The following is a 17,212-nucleotide window of genomic DNA, read 5'->3' on the forward strand; positions in this document are numbered from 1 at the left end:
GTGGCGCTTTGGCGTGAAACCGTCCCTGAACACACCCTCCAGGGTGAGGGTGTCCGACTGCGGGCTCCGCAGATTGAGGATTACGAGGCCTGGGCCAAGCTGCGCAGCGCCAGTCGCTCCAGCACGGAACCGTGGGAACCGGCCTGGGCACCTGATGAATTGTCCAAAGGCGCCTATCGCCGTCGGGTGAGTCGGTATGATGCCGATCGACAGGCGGGTGCAGGATATCCGTTTTTTGTATTCCGCGAGGAGGATGACGTCTTTCTGGGGGCGTGTAATCTCAACAATGTCCGGCGGGGTGTGTTGCAGAGCGCCGATATTGGCTATTGGATCGGAACGCCCTATGTGCGACGCGGCCATGCGCGTGCCGCTGTGCGGTGTGTCCGGGATTTTGCCTTTGACCAGCTTGGTCTTCACAGGATCGAGGCGGCGTGCCGTCCCGAAAACGAAGCCTCCCGCACGCTCCTGCTCAATGTGGGTTTCCAGTTTGAGTGTCGGTCGCGCGCTTTTCTCAAAATCGCCGGGGAATGGCATGATCATGACCGGTTTGCGCTTTTGAGTTCCGATACGCGGGGATGAGCCCCATCGACTTGCATCGGGCCGCCCGAGCCGCGGGTGCCGCCGCATTCGCCTATCACTCTGGTGATGGGGTGTTGACCCTGGGCGAGGGGGCAGACGGTTTCGGGCTGGTTCCCGGAGATGTTCCAATCTCTGCCTTGCTGGACCGGTTGGGCCCCGCGGACCGGGCACTCCTTGAAACCGGTCTTGGTGCGCCGGAGCTGGATGTCAGGATCCGCCTGATTGTCGAGAATGGGCATATTGCCTATCTGCGGTGGCGCGGCCAGAAAGACGCAGACGGGCATACCCACGGATTGATCCAGCCGGCCGGAGCCCCCGGCCTTGGCGGTGCCGCGCGAATCCATAGCGAGCGGGCACTGACCGAGGGTCTGGATGCCGGTGATATCATCGCGTTTTACCAACCGATCATTGACCTCAAGACTCAGGCTCTGGCCGGGTTTGAAGCGCTGGCGCGATGGATGCGACCCGGCCGAGGCATTCTGGCACCGGAGGATTTTCTCGGACTGGCGGATGATCTCGACAAGCTGGGTGATATTGGCCAGGCCGTCCGGGGTCACGCGATCCGGGATCTGGCCACATGGCGCCAGCATGTGCCGGCCGCCAATACCGTATTTGTCGCGGCCAATGCTGCCGTTAGCGAACTGGTCGAACCCGGATTTGCCGGCCGTCTGATCGAGGAGATCCAAAGAGCGGGTCTGCCGGAAGACCGGTTCAAGCTTGAGGTGGCCGAAACGGAAATTATGCGCGACGCCGATCGTGCCTTGGCGGCCATGCAGATGCTGGCCGGGTCGGGCATCTCCCTCGCGCTGGATGATTTCGGCACCGGGTATTCCTCCCTGGCCCGTCTCGACAGCCTACCCTTCCATGTCGTGAAGATTGACCGCTATTTCGTGCGGGCCCTGTCCATGGACGAGCAGGCCGGGACGATTGTGAAATCCGTCATCCAGCTGGCTCGCCACTACAAGATGAAATGTGTCGCGGAAGGCGTGGAAGACGCGGAAACCGCGAGCCGATTGGCAGACATGGGGTGTGACTATGCCCAGGGGTTTCAGTTTGCAGGCGCACTTGCGCCGGATGACGCCCTGTCTGTGCTTCGGCACGGTCGACCGGGTCGTTTCTCCCCCCCGACCGAATAAAGCGTCAGGCGTGGCCTGAAACCGCTGACAAGTGCTCGGGTGTGATGCCCAAGAGACCCAGGGCTCGCTCCCAGGCCGTGTCCGCATCCGAATCAAAAATGAGGCTGGGGTGGAGGTCGGCAACCAGCCAGGCATTCGCTGCGAGCTCCTGATCAAGCTGTCCCGCACTCCAGCCTGAATATCCCAGTGACAGGATGAATTGCTGCGGGGGTCGCCGGGAGACGATCGCCTCCAGCACATCACGGGTGGCGGTCAGCCCCAGACCGCCGGGGATCTGGCGTGTTGATTCGGGGTTATGATAGTCGAGCGAATGCAGGACAAAGCCGCGATCCTGCTCGACCGGCCCGCCGATAAAGACCGGGTGATCGGGAATCTCGCCTTCAATTTCGAGCTGTTCGAACAACTCACTGGCCGGGAGGTCTTCCACGGGCTGATTGAGGATCAGGCCCATGGCATGGTCGGCCGAGTGTTCGCACATCAAGATGACCGAGCGATCGAAACGGGGATCGCCGATCGCCGGAGAGGCAATCAAAAGCTTGCCGGAGAGGTATCCATCGTTCATGTGTTCATCTTCCGCGTGAACCGGAACCATGTTCTCTCCAAATCGGGGACAGGTCCACCCGCGTTCCCGCTATCCCGCCTTTTGACATCCGCTAAAATATACATTGAGGAGAATGACCATGACGATTGAGGTCGGAAGCCGCCTGCCGGACGCCAAACTCATGACGATGACGGCCGAAGGGCCCTCTGCCATTCAGGCCGCAGATTTCTTTGCGGGCAAGACCGTGGCTTTCTTTGCCCTGCCGGGCGCCTACACGCCGACCTGTTCGGCGCGTCACCTGCCGGGTTTTGTCGAGAAGGCGGATGCCCTGAAGGCCAAGGGCGTCGATGAGATCGCCTGCCTGTCCGTGAACGATGTGTTCGTGATGGGGGCCTGGGGCAAGGACAACGGAGCCGAGGGCAAGGTGACCCTGCTGGCAGACGGTAATGCCGAGTTTACCACAGCCGTGGGCCTGACCATGGACGGGTCTGGTTTCGGCATGGGTACGCGTTCGCAGCGTTACGCTATGGTCGTCAAGGATGGTGTCGTCGAACACCTGTTCATTGAAGAGCCGGGCGCGTTTGAAGTGTCGTCTGCTGACCACATGCTGGAACAACTCGGCTGATTGTTATTTCGGGTGGGCCGGGGTCCGGCCCATCCAATCTGACGCGGATGGCCTTTGCCCTGTGTCGTTATACTCAAGGGGGATAAAATGGATTTTGGACTTATTGGCCTGATCGTGCTGCTGGTGCTCACCGTCGTGATCATCGCCTCGATTGTCAAAACGGTGCCACAGGGACAGGAATTCACTGTTGAACGTTTCGGACGTTTCACGCGGACGCTGAAACCCGGGCTTCACTTCATTATGCCGTTCGTCGACGGCATCGGGTACAAGATGAATATGCGCGAGCGTGTTCTGGACGTGCCGAACCAGGATGTGATCACCAAGGATAACGCCACGGTGTCCGTTGATGCCGTGGTCTTCATCCAGGTACTCGACGCTCCGCGTGCCGCCTATGAAGTCGATAATCTCGAATTCGCCATCATCAACCTGGCGCTGACCAATGTGCGGACCGTGATCGGGTCCATGGATCTCGACGAAACCCTGTCTCGTCGTGATGAGATCAATGCGCGCCTTCTGACGGTGATCGATGCCGCCACCAATCCCTGGGGTGTGAAGGCCACTCGCATAGAGATCCGTGACCTGTCCCCGCCGATGGATATCACCGAGGCCATGGCCCGCCAGATGAAAGCCGAACGTCTCAAGCGTGCGGAGATCCTGGAGGCCGAAGGCTCCAAACAATCCCAAATCCTGCGGGCCGAGGGTGAGAAAGAGGCCGCCATTCGCGAGGCCGAAGGCCGCCGGGAAAGTGCGTTCCTGGATGCTGAGGCCCGTGAGCGTGAAGCCCAGGCCGAAGCAAAGGCCACGGAAATGGTGTCCTCGGCCATCGCGGACGGCGATGTGTCGGCCATCAACTACTTCCTGGGTCAGGCTTATGTTGAGGCCTTCTCCAAGCTGGCGGTCAGCGATCAGCAGAAGACTGTGATTATCCCGGCTGAATTCTCCAACATCATTGGCACGATTACCGGTGTCGGCGAGTTGGGCAAGGCGGCCCATGATGCGGTGTTTGAAGCCGCACGGGGCAAGACAAATACGGAGAGCTGATCCATGGAGACTGTGCTCGAGCAGATTGATCGATTGAATACCTGGTTCTGGTGGGGATTGTCCGGCGTGCTTCTCATTGCAGAGGTCCTGACGGGGACAACCTATCTGATCTGGCCCGCCGCCGCCGCTTTCCTGACCGGATTTGCCGCCATGGGTGTGCTGGGTATTGCGGGCATTCTTCAGCTGGGGCTGTTCTCCATTCTCTCTTTGGTGATGCTTTGGGCGGGGGATCGTTGGGTGCGTCCTCGCCTGAAGTCCGGGCTGAACACCGGTTTGAACGACCGGTCCCATCGCGTGGTCGGGCAGACTGTAATTGTGGCCACGGATTTTGTGGCCGGTACTGGACGTGTCCGCCTGGGGGATACTGAGTGGGCCGGGCGCATGCAGGATGCGTCCAACCCGGTGCAAGGGACTGTTTTGCGGGTTGTCGCTGTGGACGGAACCGTGCTGGAGTTGCAGGCGGTCTGAAGCGTGTTTTTCGCTGAAAAGGACGAGCAGGTGCGGTGAATGCTGCACCTGCTCTCTTTTTATGTTGTTGATAAAAATATGAAAAATGGCCATCGCTGAAGGTTTTTCAGCGAAGCCTAAAATTTGAATCTATCGGGAAAGCATATCTCAAACAGCCGTCTGTAGTGTCCCCCTTGTCGATGGGGTTCAGCCTGTTGTTGGAGATGGTGATGAAACTGAACAAGACCGTATTTGCTATTGCTTCCCTGGCCGTTGTGGCCGCCCCGCTGTCGTTTACAACGACGGCCTATGCACAAGATCGTACTCGTACGCACGTTGAGGCCCCGGAATATCCGCGTGGAGCCGAGCGTCGTGGCATCGAAGGTTCGGTCACGGTGACCTATTCCATTTCTGCGGACGGCGATGTCGTCAATGCAGAAGTGGCAGAAGCCAACCCGGCGGGCATTTTTGACCGCGCGGCCGTGTCCGCGATCGAGGATTGGCGCTATGAGCCGGCCGCTGCCCAGACGGATGGTCATTCGCAGACCCTGGAATTCCGACTGAACTGATCAGTCAATTAACAAGAAAATTTCCTGCCCCTAGACAGGCATGGCGCTAAAGCGCCCAAGACCGGAAAACCGGCCCTTCCTGAAGCCCGGCGACCTTTCTCAAGAAAAGGCGCCGGGTTTTTCTATGTCAGGAGCACAACCTTTGAATATTTCGGGTATCGATGCAATTTTAAAATTAGAATAAAATTGGAATTCCGATAAAATTGAAACAAACAGATCAACCGTATCTAAAAGCAACCAGACTACTCTCCTGAGTGCATGGCAGGGAATAGCCAGACTTCACGGGAGATGAATTATGAAAAACCAAGCCGCCGCAGTATTGATCAGTTTTGCCGTCCTGATGGGCGGAGCTACCACCGCAGCCTACGCTCAGAATGACCGTCAGGTGACCCATGTCGAACCACCGCAATATCCACGTGCCGCCGAGCGCCGGGGCATCGAAGGGGTTGTGACGATCACCTATTCGATCACCGCCGAGGGCGAGGTCGTGAGTGCAGAAGTCACCGAAGCCAATCCGGAAGGTGTATTTGACCGCGCCGCGCTGGCGGCAGTGAATGCCTGGCGTTTCGAGCCCGCTGAGGGCCAGACGGATGGCCATACACAGCGCCTCGAATTTAACATGCAATAGGGGCTAGCCCCGCGCCTCCTCAAGGCCGAGGCGAGCGAGCTCATCGGCTCGCTCATTGCCCGGATCTCCGGCATGTCCCTTAACCCAGCGCCATGTCACGTCATGGCGTTGGGCAAGGGCGTCGAGGCGTTTCCACAAATCCTCATTCTTGACGGGTTTTTTGGCTGCTGTCTTCCAGCCGCGCGCCTTCCAACCCTTGATCCACTGTGTGATGCCGTCGCGGACATAGACGCTGTCGGTGATCAGGGTCACCGTCTGGCCGTCGCGCTTGAGGGCTTCGAGCGCCATGATGGCCGCCATCAATTCCATCCGGTTATTGGTGGTGTCTTTCTCGCCGCCCCGGATTTCCTTCTTCGAGCCGCGCCATTCCAGGATCGCGCCCCATCCGCCCGGGCCCGGATTGCCCGAACAGGCGCCATCAGTGTGAATGGTGATCTCGGTCATCATGTCGATCCTGTGTTCGCGGTCGGCCAATCTATCCGGTGTCACGGGCGAGCACAGACCGCTGGGCAGCTCGATAGCAGTCTCTCTCAGCCCCCCTCAGGATGGCTCGGGATACTTTTCGGCCATATCCGCCAGACCGGCGCGGACGAGCTCTTCCAGCACAGACAGGTCCACATCAGCGAGCTTGTTGATGTAGAGACAGGACTTACCCTTCTTGTACTTCCCCAGTCGATCGAGAATGGGATCGAAATTGGTGTAGCCCGGCATGATATAAATCACCTGGTGCGCCTTGCGGGGCGAAAACCCGGTCCGCATGGATGAGCCGGAATGTCCGCTGTCATAAACATAATCATACCGGCCAAAGCCGATAATGCTCGGTCCCCACATCACGGCGTCGTGGCCACTGATCCGGGTCATCATATCCAGCAGGGTCCGGGCATCGGCCTGGCGGACGGGATGCTCAACGGCGTTGATAAAATCCTCGACACTCGCCGCGTGGGGCTGGGTCTTGTTCTGCGCCATGACGGGGTTCTCCGGGGCAGGGCCGAGGCCGGTCGCCTCAGGCGGGGCTTTGCTCTTCGAGTATGCGGGGCAGTTTAAAGACCACATCCTCATCCGTCACCTTCACGGCGTCGATTTTGACGTCAAAGCGTTCGCGGGCTGCCTCGATCACCCCCTGGACCAGATCTTCCGGTGCCGATGCGCCTGCGGTAATGCCCAGCGTGGTCTTGCCATCAAGCCAGCTCCAGTCGATATCGGCCGCGCTGGCAATCAGTTCGGCCTGGTCAGCTCCGGCCGTCAGCGCGACTTCGACCAGTCGGACCGAGTTGGAAGAATTGCGCGCGCCAATCACCAGCACGAGATCACATTGCGCCGCGAGGGTTTTGACAGCGGCCTGGCGGTTGGTGGTGGCGTAGCAGATATCTTCCTTGTGCGGCGCGGCGATGTCGGGGAAACGGGTCTGGAGAGCGGCCACAATATCGGCTGTATCATCCACGGACAGGGTCGTCTGGGTCACAAATGCCAGGCGTGCGGGGTCCTTGGGCGTGAAGGTGCGCGCATCCTCCACCGTTTCGATCAGCGCAATAGTGCCGTCAGGCAGCTGGCCCATAGTTCCGATGACTTCGGGATGGCCGGCATGGCCGATTAACACCACGTCGCGCCCCTGGGCATGATGGCGCTGGGCTTCGACATGCACTTTGGACACCAGCGGACAGGTGGCATCGACAAAGATCATCTCTCGCCGCTCGGCTTCGGCCGGAACGCGCTTGGGCACGCCATGGGCGGAAAACACGACCGGCCGATCGTCCGGACACTGGTCCAGTTCCTCAACGAAAACCGCGCCGAGCGCTTCCAGTCGTTCGACAACATGCCGGTTGTGAACAATCTCATGCCGCACATAGACCGGCGCTCCGAAACGTTCGATGGCCCGTTCGACGATCTGGATCGCGCGATCAACACCGGCGCAGAAGCCGCGCGGGGCGGCCAGGAGGATGTTCAGGGGGAGCCGGGACGTGGACATTTTCTATCTCCTTCAGCGATGACATTGCGGAGCGCGCCGTCGCATCGTATGACCGTCCTAACAAAGCGCGCTTTCCGCTTCCAGTGGGAGTGCGCGGCTCAAGCTCAGGTCCTGATCATGCGTACACTTGCCCTTCTTGCTGCTGCTACCCTGCTCACCGGGTGCCAGAGTGTGTCCGACGCCCTGTCGAGCGCGCCGCCGAACGCGGGACCTTGCCCTACGGCGTTCTCGTTGTATGACGCGCATCGGGTGGTGGAGTTTGAAGGCGAGCAGGTCAACTACGCCAATGTGGGTTTCACGGGCGAGATCCTCAATGTGCGATCGCTGTGCTCCTATTACGATGAACGACCGATCTTGATCAGCATGGAGCTGGACATGGGGTTTGGTCGCGGTCCGGCCGCAGACAGCAATGTGCACACTTATGAGTATTTTGTTGCGGTCACGCGTCGCGATCGTGGCGTGATCACCAAGGAGAGTTTCCCGATCCAGGTGCGATTTGACGCTGATGAGGACCGGGTTTTCCTGACCGAAACCATCGACGCCATCTCCATTCCGCGTGCGAATGAGACCATTTCCGGCGGAAACTTTGAAATCCTCGTCGGCTTTGAACTGACGGAAGAGCAACTGGCCTATAATCGCAGTGGTCAGCGCTTCCGGGTCCAGGCCGGCCAATAAGCCTCGAATGCCGCAAGGTTAAACAGAACAGTTATGGCCTCTATTGCCGATCAACTCAGCAATCTGCTGGGCAGCGCGTTTGAATCCCACGGTTTGTCGCGCGAGCTCGGGCGTGTCAGCCCATCCAAGAAAAACCCCGAACTGGCGCCTTTCCAGTGCAATGGTGCCATGCCGGCGGCCAAGCAGGCCGGCAAACCGCCGCGCGAAATCGCCCAGTCTATCGTGGATGCGATCGCCGACAGCGAACTCCTGGCATCTGTCGAGATTGCCGGGCCGGGTTTTATCAATCTGACGCCGGCCCCGGCGATGTACCAGAACCGTGCACGAGAGCTTGCGGGTGATGCGCGCTCGGGAGTCGCGCGTGTGGATGAGCCCCAAAAGGTGATGATCGATTTTGGTGGACCGAATGTCGCCAAGCCGATGCATGTGGGTCATTTGCGCTCGTCTGTCCTGGGGGACAGCCTGCAACGGATCTTCCGCTTTCTGGGTCATGAGGTCGTGTCCGACATTCACCTGGGCGATTGGGGGCTGCAAATGGGCCATCTGATCACCGAGCTGAAAGAGGAACAGCCTGACCTGGTTTACTTCGACGCCGAGGTGACCGAGGGCTACCCGTCTGAGCCGCCAGTCGATATCGAAGATCTGGCGCGGCTCTATCCGCAAGCGTCCAGCAAGGCGAAGTCGGACGAAGCGCGTCTTGAACTGTCCCGTGAGGCGACGGCGGAACTTCAGGCCGGGCGTGCGGGCTATCGCGCGCTCCTGCGTCATTTTATCAATGTCTCCATCGCGGCATTGAAGCAGGATTTTGGAAATCTGGGTGTGCATTTCGACCTGTGGAAGGGCGAGAGCGATGTGGATCCGCTCATTCCGGCCATGGTGCAGGATTTCAAGGACCGCGGTGTCGCCGAGGAAAGCGATGGGGCCTGGGTGGTGCGTGTTGCCCGTGAAGGCGACAAAAAGGAACTGGCGCCGCTGATCCTGGTCACGCGGGGCGGGGCCGCGCTCTACGGCACGACAGACCTGGCGACGATTCTCGATCGCAAACAGGCCGAGGCGCCGGATCTCACGCTCTACGTGGTCGATCTGGGCCAGTCGGACCATTTCGAACAAGTGTTCCGGGCTGCAGACAAGGCTGGCCTGGCCGCCGATGGCGCGCTCGAGCATGTGAAATTCGGGACGGTGAATGGTCCGGACGGAAAGCGGTTGCGGACCCGGGATGGCGGCACATTCCGTCTGGCGGATCTGATCGGTTCGGCTATCACCCGGGCCGGTGAGCGCCTGGACGAAGCGGGTCTCGCCAAGGATGGGGACGCGGACGAGAAAGCAGCCACGGCGCGCATGGTCGGCCTGGCGGCCATCAAGTTTGCTGATCTGCAAAACTATCGCACGACCAATTACATTTTCGACCTGGATCGGTTTACCAGTTTCGAGGGCAAGACCGGCCCGTATCTCTTGTACGCGGCTGTGCGGGTGAAGTCGCTCATGCGCAAGGCGGAAGCCGAAGGTGTGACGGCCGGTGATATTCTGGTCCATGCTGATGAAGAGCGCGATCTTGTGTTGGCCCTGGATGCCTTCGGTGCAGCTGTGGATCAGGCCGCTGAAAATCGTGCGCCCAATGCGCTGTGTGACCATGTGTTCACGCTGGCCCAGGCGTTCTCGAAGTTTTACGCAGCCTGTCCGGTTCTGATTGCTGAAGATGAGCAGACCCAGGCTTCGCGCCTGGCTCTGGCCCAGACCACGTTGACACAGCTTGAACTGTGTCTGGACTTGCTAGGCCTGGAAGCTCCGGAGCGGATGTAGCGGTTCACAATCCCTCTGGTCTTCCGCAGCGGGAACGACTAGGTTTGGTATGTCTATTACAGGGCTTTAAAGATTCTTCGTCTAACCTGACGCCAGCATCTTGAAGTCGAGCCTGGGAGTTGCACAATGCGTGGTGAAAAAGACGTCTGATTTGTCGGCTATTCGGGGGATGCGATGGAACGGCCTTGGGTGTTCGTCGCACGCTTCCTCGTACAGGCAGGACTGGTATCCGCGCTTTGGTTTTTCCCCTTAAGGCTCTGCCTTAAAGACATCTTCCTTATCAAGTTCGAAATTTGGGGCCATGTGAACGGCCTGACCGTCACGGCGCTTATCCTGTGGCTGGTCGAGGATGCGATCTGGCGTCGTCATCTGGTTTATGCCCGCTGGGGGTTTCGAGAGCCGGTCATGCGCCCGGTCCTGCGCTATCTGCGGACCTTCCTGGCGATTGGTTTGCTCGTGCTGGGCTGGGCCGGTGCCATCCATGCACATCTGCACACCGGCACAGCCGATGACTGGAGATATTGGGCGTCGCTGGGTGTACTGGTCTCGACCTCGGTGGCCGCGCTCGGCTGGATGCTCTCCTCATACCGCTCGCAGCAGGCTGCGAGCATTGTGGATACCGAGGCGGTCATACGGGACATTCTGCAAGACCCCTATAATGTGAAGGTTAAGCGCCTGAGCATGATGATCTATGACACGCTTCTGCTCTGGCAGAAGCGGCATTCCAACGCCTTCGCCGACCGGGCCCTGCCGCTGGAGATGCTGGATCTCTCGCTTGACGAATTCTACCGCACGCTTGGCCACCCGGGGACAAACAACCTCGATATCGATACGCTGATCCTGCATCACGGACCCTGTTCTCGTGTCATCTACGAGTATCTCAACACGCTCGAGCGCATTGCACTGGGGGTCCGTTCCGGCCGACTCGACTTCAGCTATACCTATGAAGCCCTGTTTGAAGTAATCGAGGGCGGCTATGCGCGCTGGCGCCTCGTGCTGGAGGCCGAATTCAAGGATCATGTCGTGGACGTGCCGGGCCAGAAATATCGCAGCGCCACCGAGAAATGTGTCTATGAGAATTTCTACTGGCTAGCACTGAAAGTGTTCGAGAAGCGGTATGGCGGCCAGGATGCGGAACTTGAAGAGCGCATGAATGGCATGATTATCGATCTCAACCGCAAAAGGTTCTGAAAACTGCCGCCTTAACGCGGATGACCCCGGAAACTCGCTGCCAATACTCGGAATAGTAGGTGATGACATCTGCGGGCCGGTCGACCCTGATTCTGGAATATCGTTTTGTCGTAAGGGCCAACACCTAGCGGAGATTCGTGTCAGGCGTGCATAATCGAAGAGTGCGGCTGGCGCATGCATGTCGCGTGATACACGGAAATAGGGGGTGAATGTGCCAAGTCTTCGCGCAAACCGGGACGGGTCTGCCGCGAGATGAAACGGGATTTTTTATCTCCCCGATTTTCTTGTTTTTGACAGAGGTGTGACGTTGACTTCAGGACCTTTCGTCATAAAGTCCGGCTCGTTCCCGGGGGCTCCCCGGGGCATACTACTTTCTCGCGGGAGAGACCGGCGAATAAGCCGGCGCCGAAGGCGCAACCGCCCCGGAAACGCTCAGGCCAAGGGACCGCGGGAAAGATAAACGCTGGAAAGCGGGTCGGCGTAGGCCAGACCCCACCGACGGAGCAAGCAGCGCCCTGAACCAGGTCTTCGACCTCAGGCTGGTGTGGAATCTCTCAGGTTATCGGGACAGCGGGGGCAAGGGCTGCGCGGACCCGTGTGTGCGCGCAGATCACCATTGCGCCAAGGATCCGATAGACATGACCGATACGCTCGACACCCTTCTTCAAACACCCCTTCACGCCCTGCACCTCGAGCTGGGGGGCAAGATGGTGCCGTTTGCCGGGTATGACATGCCGGTCCAGTATCCGCTGGGCATTATGGGCGAGCATAATCACACCCGCGCCAAGGCTGGCCTGTTCGACGTCTCCCATATGGGGCAGGCGCGTTATGTCGGCGACGAGGCGGCGCTGGAAAGCCTGATCACGGCTGACCTCTCCCAGCTGGGCGCCGGGGAACAGAAATACACGCTTTTGCTGAATGAAAGCGGCGGCATTGTCGATGACCTGATGGTCTCGCGTCCGCAGGGCGAAGGCCTGTTTCTGGTCGTCAATGCGGCGACCAAGGACAATGATTTCAAGATCATTGAGACGGCGACGGCGGGTAAGGGCACGCTGACCCGTCTGGAGGACCGCGCGCTTCTGGCCCTGCAGGGCCCGGCTGCGAAGGATGTGATGGCTCGCCTGGTTCCGGCCGCGTGCGAGATGGTGTTTATGCAGTGCGGGGCCTTCGAGCTCGGCGGTGTCGAGGTCCTGATCTCGCGCTCGGGTTATACCGGCGAGGACGGGTTTGAAATCTCCATCCCGGCAGACAAGGCGGATGCGATCGCCCGTGTCTTGCTGGCAGAGGACGAGGTGGAAGCCATTGGGCTGGGCGCGCGCGACAGTCTGCGACTGGAAGCGGGTCTGTGCCTGTATGGCCATGACATGGACGAGACCCGCAATCCGGTGGAAGCCGGTTTGATGTGGGCCGTCGCCAAGACCCGCCGCGAGCGCCGTGATTTCCCGGGCGCCCGAGAAGTCCTGGCAGAGCTTCTGGAAAAACATGGCCTCAAGCGTGTCGGCCTGCGCCTGTCCGGTGCGCCGGCTCGCGAAGGTGCCGAGATTGCCGCCAAGGATGGCGAGATCATCGGTGTCGTGACCTCGGGCGGCTTTGGCCCCACCGTCGGTGGACCGGTCGCGATGGGCTATGTGGAACGTGATTTCATCGAGCCGGGAACCGAGCTCGACATCATCGTGCGCGGCAAGCCGCGCGCGGCAGAAGTGACCAAATTGCCGTTTGTTCCGGCGAATTTCTATCGGGGTTAAGCCCCATTCAGGCCTCCAAGACAGGGCAGGAGAAAAGTTATGAGCACGCGTTATACCGAAGACCATGAATGGATCACCGTTGAGGGCGAGGTCGCCACGGTCGGCATTACCGCCTACGCCGCCGAACAGCTGGGCGATGTGGTCTTTGTCGAGCTTCCGGAGACGGGCAAGACCGTGTCCAAGGGTGATGAATTTGCCGTGGTTGAATCCGTGAAAGCGGCATCCGATGTCTACGCCCCGGTCGATGGCGAGATCGTGGACGCCAATGCCGACCTGGAAGGCGAGCCGGCGAAGGTGAATGAAGATCCGGCCGGCGCGGGCTGGTTCGTGAAGATCAAACTGTCCGATCCGTCCCAGCTTGAAGGCCTGATGGACGAAGCCGCTTATTCTGACCATATCGGCTAAGGGGCATTATGAGTTTCGACGTCTACATCCAGGATATGGAAGCCCATGTGGACCTGCCGCACTGGCAGGCCGCCCGGGCGAAGGCGTATGAGGCTCACATTGCCGGGATCTCGCAGGACAAGGTCGCCCTGACCTTGAAGTCCGGTGACGAGGTCGAGTTGTTCGACCAGGGCCAGCATGCTGGATGTATGGTGGCCCTGCACAGCCTGACCCCGGACGTCTGCGCGTTTCTGTTCGATCTTGTGGATCATTCCGGCCTCTTCATGTTGCCGACTATCGCTGAGCCCCGTGCCGTGCGGGCGCGCAACAATCCCCGTCCTCCTTTCCCGGACCGCTCGCTCCAGGAGCTGGAAATTGCGGACGGTGCCGAGCTTTATGCCTTTCTGTCGGGTGGGTACGACGCATGGTCGGCCTATCGGGATCAGCAGGTCGGGGCTCAGAAACAGGAAAACTGATGCGTTACCTCCCTCATACAGATACCGACCGGAGTGCGATGCTTGATGCCATCGGCGTCGCCTCCGTGGATGACTTGTTCGCCGATGTGCCTGAACGGGCGCGTCTGGATGGCCTGATCGATTTGCCCAAAAAACAGGGTGAACTCCAGGTCGAGCGCGCGATGGCGGCGCTGTCAGCCAAGAATATCGCCGCCGGACAGGCGCCCTTCTTTGTGGGGGCTGGAGCGTATAAACACCATATCCCGGCCACCGTGGATCACCTGATCCAGCGGTCCGAATTTCTGACGGCCTACACGCCCTATCAGCCAGAGATTTCTCAGGGCACGCTGCAGACACTGTTTGAATTCCAGACCCAGGTTGCTGCGCTGACCGGTATGGATGTGGCCAATGCCTCCATGTATGACGGGTCAACGGCATGCGCCGAAGCGGTGATGATGGCGGCACGCGTCACGCGCCGCGACAAGGCTGTGATGGCCGGGACAGTGCACCCGCATTATGTCGAGGCGTCCCGGACGCTCGCCAAATACTCCTCCGTCGAAATTGCGGTCACGACACCGGGCCTGTCCGACCTGTCAGTCGTCATTGATGCGATTGATGACGAGACCGCCTGCGTCGTCGTTCAGACGCCGGACGTGTTTGGCCGGTTGCATGATCTGCGGGCGCTGTCCGATGCAGCTCATGCCAAGGGTGCACTGGTGATTGCCGTCTTCACCGAAGCGCTCTCCATGGGTCTGGTGGAAGCGCCGGGCGCCATGGGCGCTGACATCGCCGTGGGTGAGGGCCAGTCCATTGGGGTGGGCCTGAATTTTGGTGGTCCTTATGTGGGTCTGTTCGCCTGTAAGGAGGATCGTCGCTTCATTCGCCAGATGCCGGGGCGTCTGGCCGGTGAGACGGTCGATGCCGATGGACGTCGTGGTTATGTGCTGACGCTGTCCACGCGCGAACAACATATCCGCCGCGAAAAAGCGACCTCGAACATCTGTACCAATGCCGGGCTGTGCGCCTTGGCCTGGACCATTCACATGACCCTGTTGGGCGAAAAAGGGTTCACCCAGCTGGCCCGTCTCAATCACGAGATCGCATGTGACCTGGCGGATGCTGTGTCGGCGATCGACGGTGTGGACGTGCTCAATGACAGCTTCTTCAATGAATTCGCGGTGCGGCTGCCCCAGCCAGCGGCCCGTGTGGTCGATGCGCTCGCGGAACGGGGCATTCTGGGTGGAGTGCCCGCCAGCCGTCTCTTCCCGGGCCTGTTCGAGGATGTGCTGATCCTTGCTGCGACTGAAACCAATACGCCTGAGGATATCGCCGCTTTGACGGCCGCCCTTAAGGAGGTGCTCTAATGCCGATGAATAATCAGGGTCGTCCGACACGCATGGACACCAACATCGCCACGGGTGGCTATGCCGACACCATCTCCGGCAGCCGCGGCCTGGACCAGGCTGAACCCTTGATCTTTGAACGCGCACACGCCGAGGCGACCACGGGCGTGGATCTGCCTGAGCCAAAAGGCACGCCTACACGACTGGGCGGTCTTGAGCGCGAGACCCGCATGGGTTTGCCCGGTCTCGCCGAACCGGAGGCTATGCGCCATTATGTGCGCCTATCGCGGAAAAACTATGCCATCGATCTGGGCCTTTACCCGCTTGGTTCGTGCACGATGAAACACAATCCGCGCCTCAATGAGAAAGTCGCGCGGATGCCGGGTTTCGCCGATCTTCACCCCATGCAGCCGGCCTCAACGGTTCAGGGCGCCTATCAGGTGATTGGCGAGCTGGGACACTGGCTGATGACGCTGACCGGCATGCCGGCCGTCGCCATGTCGCCCAAAGCGGGGGCTCACGGTGAATTCTGCGGCATGATGGCGATCCGCGCCAAACTGGATGCCGATGGCCAGCATCATCGTCGCCGGGTTCTTGTGCCGGAAAGTGCACACGGGACCAATCCGGCCACCGCGGTGCAATGTGGTTTCACCGTCGACGAAATTCCTGCGGACGAGACCGGCCGTGTCGATATGGAGGCCCTCAAAGCCAAGCTGGGTGATGATGTCGCCGGCATCATGCTGACCAATCCGAATACATGTGGATTGTTCGAGCGTGATATCCGCGAGATCGCCGACCTGATCCATGAATCGGGTGGTTACTTCTATTGTGATGGCGCCAATTTCAACGCGATTGTCGGACGGGTTCGCCCGGGCGATCTCGGTGTGGATGCCATGCACATCAACTTGCACAAAACCTTCTCCACGCCGCATGGCGGGGGTGGGCCGGGCGCCGGACCAACCGTTTTCTCCGACGCCCTGGCGCCCTTCGTGCCATTGCCTTTTGTCAAGGAAACTGCAGACGGATGGGATTTGGTCGAGCAGGAAGGGGAGGCCCCGGAGGCGGCTCAACCCTTTGGTCGCATGGCGGCGTTCCATGGCCAGATGGGCATGTTCACTCGCGCGCTGACCTATATGATGAGCCATGGTTCCGATGGCCTCAAACAGGTCGCTGAAGATGCCGTTCTGAACGCGAACTATATCCAGGCACGACTGAAACACGTGATGACCCCGGCATTTGACGGGATCTGCATGCACGAAGCCCTGTTTGATGATCGTTTTCTCAAGGACACCGGCGTCACCACGCTGGACTTTGCGAAAGCCATGATCGATGAGGGGTATCACCCGATGACGATGTATTTCCCGCTGGTGGTTCACGGCGCCATGCTGATCGAACCGACCGAGACGGAAAGCAAGTCCGGGCTCGATCGTTTCATCGACACACTGGAAGGCCTGGCCCTGGCCGCACAGGGTAATGACAAGGATCGCTTCCTCGCCGCGCCTGTTCATGCACCGACCAAACGACTGGACGAGACACGGGCGGCCCGCCAGCCGGTTCTGCGCTGGACGGCTCCGGCAGATGAGACACTGGAAGCGGCACAATAGCCGCGTCCGATTGTTGATCACGCAAAGGCCGTCCTGCAGGACGGCCTTTTTTGTGGCCGATTTGATCGGACAGGGCTTTAGTGAGGCATACAGATAGACGGGCAGACAGGCAGACAGGCAGACGGGCAGACAGGCAGACAGGCGGGCAGGCGGGCAGGCCGGTCCGTCATGGGACGACGCTGCGCAGGCCTGTTCACACGGGTGCACACTTTTGATCAGGGATAATTTATCCGCTGCATCCGCTTATACGCAGCCAAAGCCTTAACAGGCCACGTGAAAACCTTATATGGTTCTTGCACCCCACGGGGATTTGTCCGCTCTGGTGTTACATCGGTTGCGACCTGCATCAAAAATGGGCAGGAGCGACCGGTCTGTCAGAATTCCGGCGCAATTCTCTGGTATTCGGCTGGGGTTTACGAATTAGGTGTAGACCTCAGGGTTCTGCGTTCGCTCACAGAGCGCAGGCGACCGTATGTGGAGGTC

At 59.8% G+C, this 17,212-nt stretch carries 19 protein-coding genes and 1 riboswitch; of the genes, 15 read left to right on the top strand and 4 right to left on the bottom strand.

Annotated elements, in window-relative coordinates:
- Both RMQ97_RS12250 and RMQ97_RS12255 read left to right on the top strand, forming a co-directional pair.
- On the top strand, window positions 1-579 hold the full coding sequence (locus tag RMQ97_RS12250; RefSeq protein ID WP_413661171.1) for a GNAT family N-acetyltransferase: 579 nt from the start codon (window positions 1-3) through the stop codon (window positions 577-579).
- Window positions 576-1,715: an EAL domain-containing protein gene (locus RMQ97_RS12255; RefSeq protein WP_413661172.1), complete on the top strand. Its 1,140-nt coding sequence runs from the start codon at window positions 576-578 to the stop codon at window positions 1,713-1,715. The genes RMQ97_RS12250 and RMQ97_RS12255 overlap by 4 nt, the downstream gene beginning before the upstream one ends.
- Window positions 1,716-1,719: 4 nt before the next feature.
- Here the strand turns inward: RMQ97_RS12255 and RMQ97_RS12260 are convergent, their stop codons facing one another.
- On the bottom strand, window positions 1,720-2,277 hold the full coding sequence (locus RMQ97_RS12260; RefSeq protein ID WP_413661173.1) for a YqgE/AlgH family protein: 558 nt from the start codon (window positions 2,275-2,277) through the stop codon (window positions 1,720-1,722).
- Window positions 2,278-2,395: 118 nt separating this feature from the next.
- Here RMQ97_RS12260 and RMQ97_RS12265 point away from each other — a divergent pair, with 118 nt between their 5' ends.
- The 5 genes from RMQ97_RS12265 to RMQ97_RS12285 all read left to right on the top strand — a co-directional run bounded on the left by RMQ97_RS12265 (window position 2,396) and on the right by RMQ97_RS12285 (window position 5,566).
- The gene (locus RMQ97_RS12265) at window positions 2,396-2,881 is read left to right on the top strand and encodes a peroxiredoxin (RefSeq protein ID WP_413661174.1); all 486 of its coding nucleotides are present in this window, start codon (window positions 2,396-2,398) and stop codon (window positions 2,879-2,881) included.
- An 87-nt stretch (window positions 2,882-2,968) separates the two neighbouring features.
- Entirely contained in the window at window positions 2,969-3,922 is a 954-nt protein-coding gene (locus RMQ97_RS12270) for an SPFH domain-containing protein (RefSeq protein WP_413661175.1), read from the top strand.
- Between the two features lie 3 nt (window positions 3,923-3,925).
- Window positions 3,926-4,390 (top strand): NfeD family protein, encoded by a 465-nt coding sequence (locus tag RMQ97_RS12275; RefSeq protein ID WP_413661176.1) that lies wholly within the window; start codon window positions 3,926-3,928, stop codon window positions 4,388-4,390.
- 209 nt (window positions 4,391-4,599) lie between these two features.
- Window positions 4,600-4,938, top strand: a complete 339-nt coding sequence (locus RMQ97_RS12280; protein ID WP_413661177.1) for an energy transducer TonB — start codon at window positions 4,600-4,602, stop codon at window positions 4,936-4,938.
- A gap of 295 nt (window positions 4,939-5,233) precedes the next feature.
- Complete coding sequence (locus RMQ97_RS12285) at window positions 5,234-5,566, top strand: energy transducer TonB (protein ID WP_413661178.1); 333 nt, start codon at window positions 5,234-5,236, stop codon at window positions 5,564-5,566.
- A gap of 3 nt (window positions 5,567-5,569) precedes the next feature.
- Here RMQ97_RS12285 and rnhA read toward each other — a convergent pair whose 3' ends face one another.
- From rnhA to ispH, 3 genes are all read right to left on the bottom strand, one after another.
- Complete coding sequence (gene rnhA, locus RMQ97_RS12290; protein WP_413661240.1) at window positions 5,570-6,010, bottom strand: ribonuclease HI; 441 nt, start codon at window positions 6,008-6,010, stop codon at window positions 5,570-5,572.
- A gap of 96 nt (window positions 6,011-6,106) precedes the next feature.
- Complete coding sequence (locus RMQ97_RS12295; RefSeq protein WP_413661179.1) at window positions 6,107-6,532, bottom strand: DUF1801 domain-containing protein; 426 nt, start codon at window positions 6,530-6,532, stop codon at window positions 6,107-6,109.
- A gap of 37 nt (window positions 6,533-6,569) precedes the next feature.
- Window positions 6,570-7,532 (bottom strand): 4-hydroxy-3-methylbut-2-enyl diphosphate reductase, encoded by a 963-nt coding sequence (gene ispH / locus RMQ97_RS12300; protein WP_413661180.1) that lies wholly within the window; start codon window positions 7,530-7,532, stop codon window positions 6,570-6,572.
- Window positions 7,533-7,649: 117 nt separating this feature from the next.
- Between ispH and RMQ97_RS12305 the strand changes: the two genes are divergently transcribed.
- The 8 genes from RMQ97_RS12305 to gcvPB all read left to right on the top strand — a co-directional run bounded on the left by RMQ97_RS12305 (window position 7,650) and on the right by gcvPB (window position 16,729).
- Window positions 7,650-8,207 carry a hypothetical protein gene (locus RMQ97_RS12305; protein ID WP_413661181.1) on the top strand — a complete coding sequence of 186 codons (558 nt, stop codon included), beginning with the start codon at window positions 7,650-7,652 and terminating at the stop codon, window positions 8,205-8,207.
- 33 nt (window positions 8,208-8,240) lie between these two features.
- A complete protein-coding gene (gene argS, locus RMQ97_RS12310) occupies window positions 8,241-10,007 on the top strand; it encodes an arginine--tRNA ligase (RefSeq protein WP_413661182.1) in 1,767 nt (588 codons plus the stop codon).
- Between the two features lie 303 nt (window positions 10,008-10,310).
- Window positions 10,311-11,198, top strand: coding sequence for a hypothetical protein (locus tag RMQ97_RS12315; protein WP_413661183.1), 888 nt, complete (start codon window positions 10,311-10,313; stop codon window positions 11,196-11,198).
- A 368-nt stretch (window positions 11,199-11,566) separates the two neighbouring features.
- Window positions 11,567-11,656: riboswitch (glycine riboswitch) on the top strand.
- Between the two features lie 180 nt (window positions 11,657-11,836).
- The gene (gcvT, locus tag RMQ97_RS12320; protein WP_413661184.1) at window positions 11,837-12,943 is read left to right on the top strand and encodes a glycine cleavage system aminomethyltransferase GcvT; all 1,107 of its coding nucleotides are present in this window, start codon (window positions 11,837-11,839) and stop codon (window positions 12,941-12,943) included.
- 39 nt (window positions 12,944-12,982) lie between these two features.
- Complete coding sequence (gene gcvH / locus RMQ97_RS12325; protein ID WP_413661185.1) at window positions 12,983-13,348, top strand: glycine cleavage system protein GcvH; 366 nt, start codon at window positions 12,983-12,985, stop codon at window positions 13,346-13,348.
- 8 nt (window positions 13,349-13,356) lie between these two features.
- Window positions 13,357-13,803, top strand: a complete 447-nt coding sequence (locus RMQ97_RS12330; protein WP_413661186.1) for a hypothetical protein — start codon at window positions 13,357-13,359, stop codon at window positions 13,801-13,803.
- The gene (gene gcvPA, locus RMQ97_RS12335) at window positions 13,803-15,146 is read left to right on the top strand and encodes an aminomethyl-transferring glycine dehydrogenase subunit GcvPA (RefSeq protein WP_413661187.1); all 1,344 of its coding nucleotides are present in this window, start codon (window positions 13,803-13,805) and stop codon (window positions 15,144-15,146) included. Before RMQ97_RS12330 ends, gcvPA begins: the two co-directional genes overlap by 1 nt.
- Window positions 15,146-16,729, top strand: a complete 1,584-nt coding sequence (gene gcvPB / locus RMQ97_RS12340) for an aminomethyl-transferring glycine dehydrogenase subunit GcvPB (protein ID WP_413661188.1) — start codon at window positions 15,146-15,148, stop codon at window positions 16,727-16,729. Before gcvPA ends, gcvPB begins: the two co-directional genes overlap by 1 nt.
- The last annotated feature ends 483 nt before the right edge of the window (window positions 16,730-17,212 follow it).

It is taken from the genome of Maricaulis sp. D1M11, from assembly GCF_047308265.1.
In the GTDB taxonomy this organism is placed as follows: Bacteria; Pseudomonadota; Alphaproteobacteria; order Caulobacterales; family Maricaulaceae; genus Maricaulis.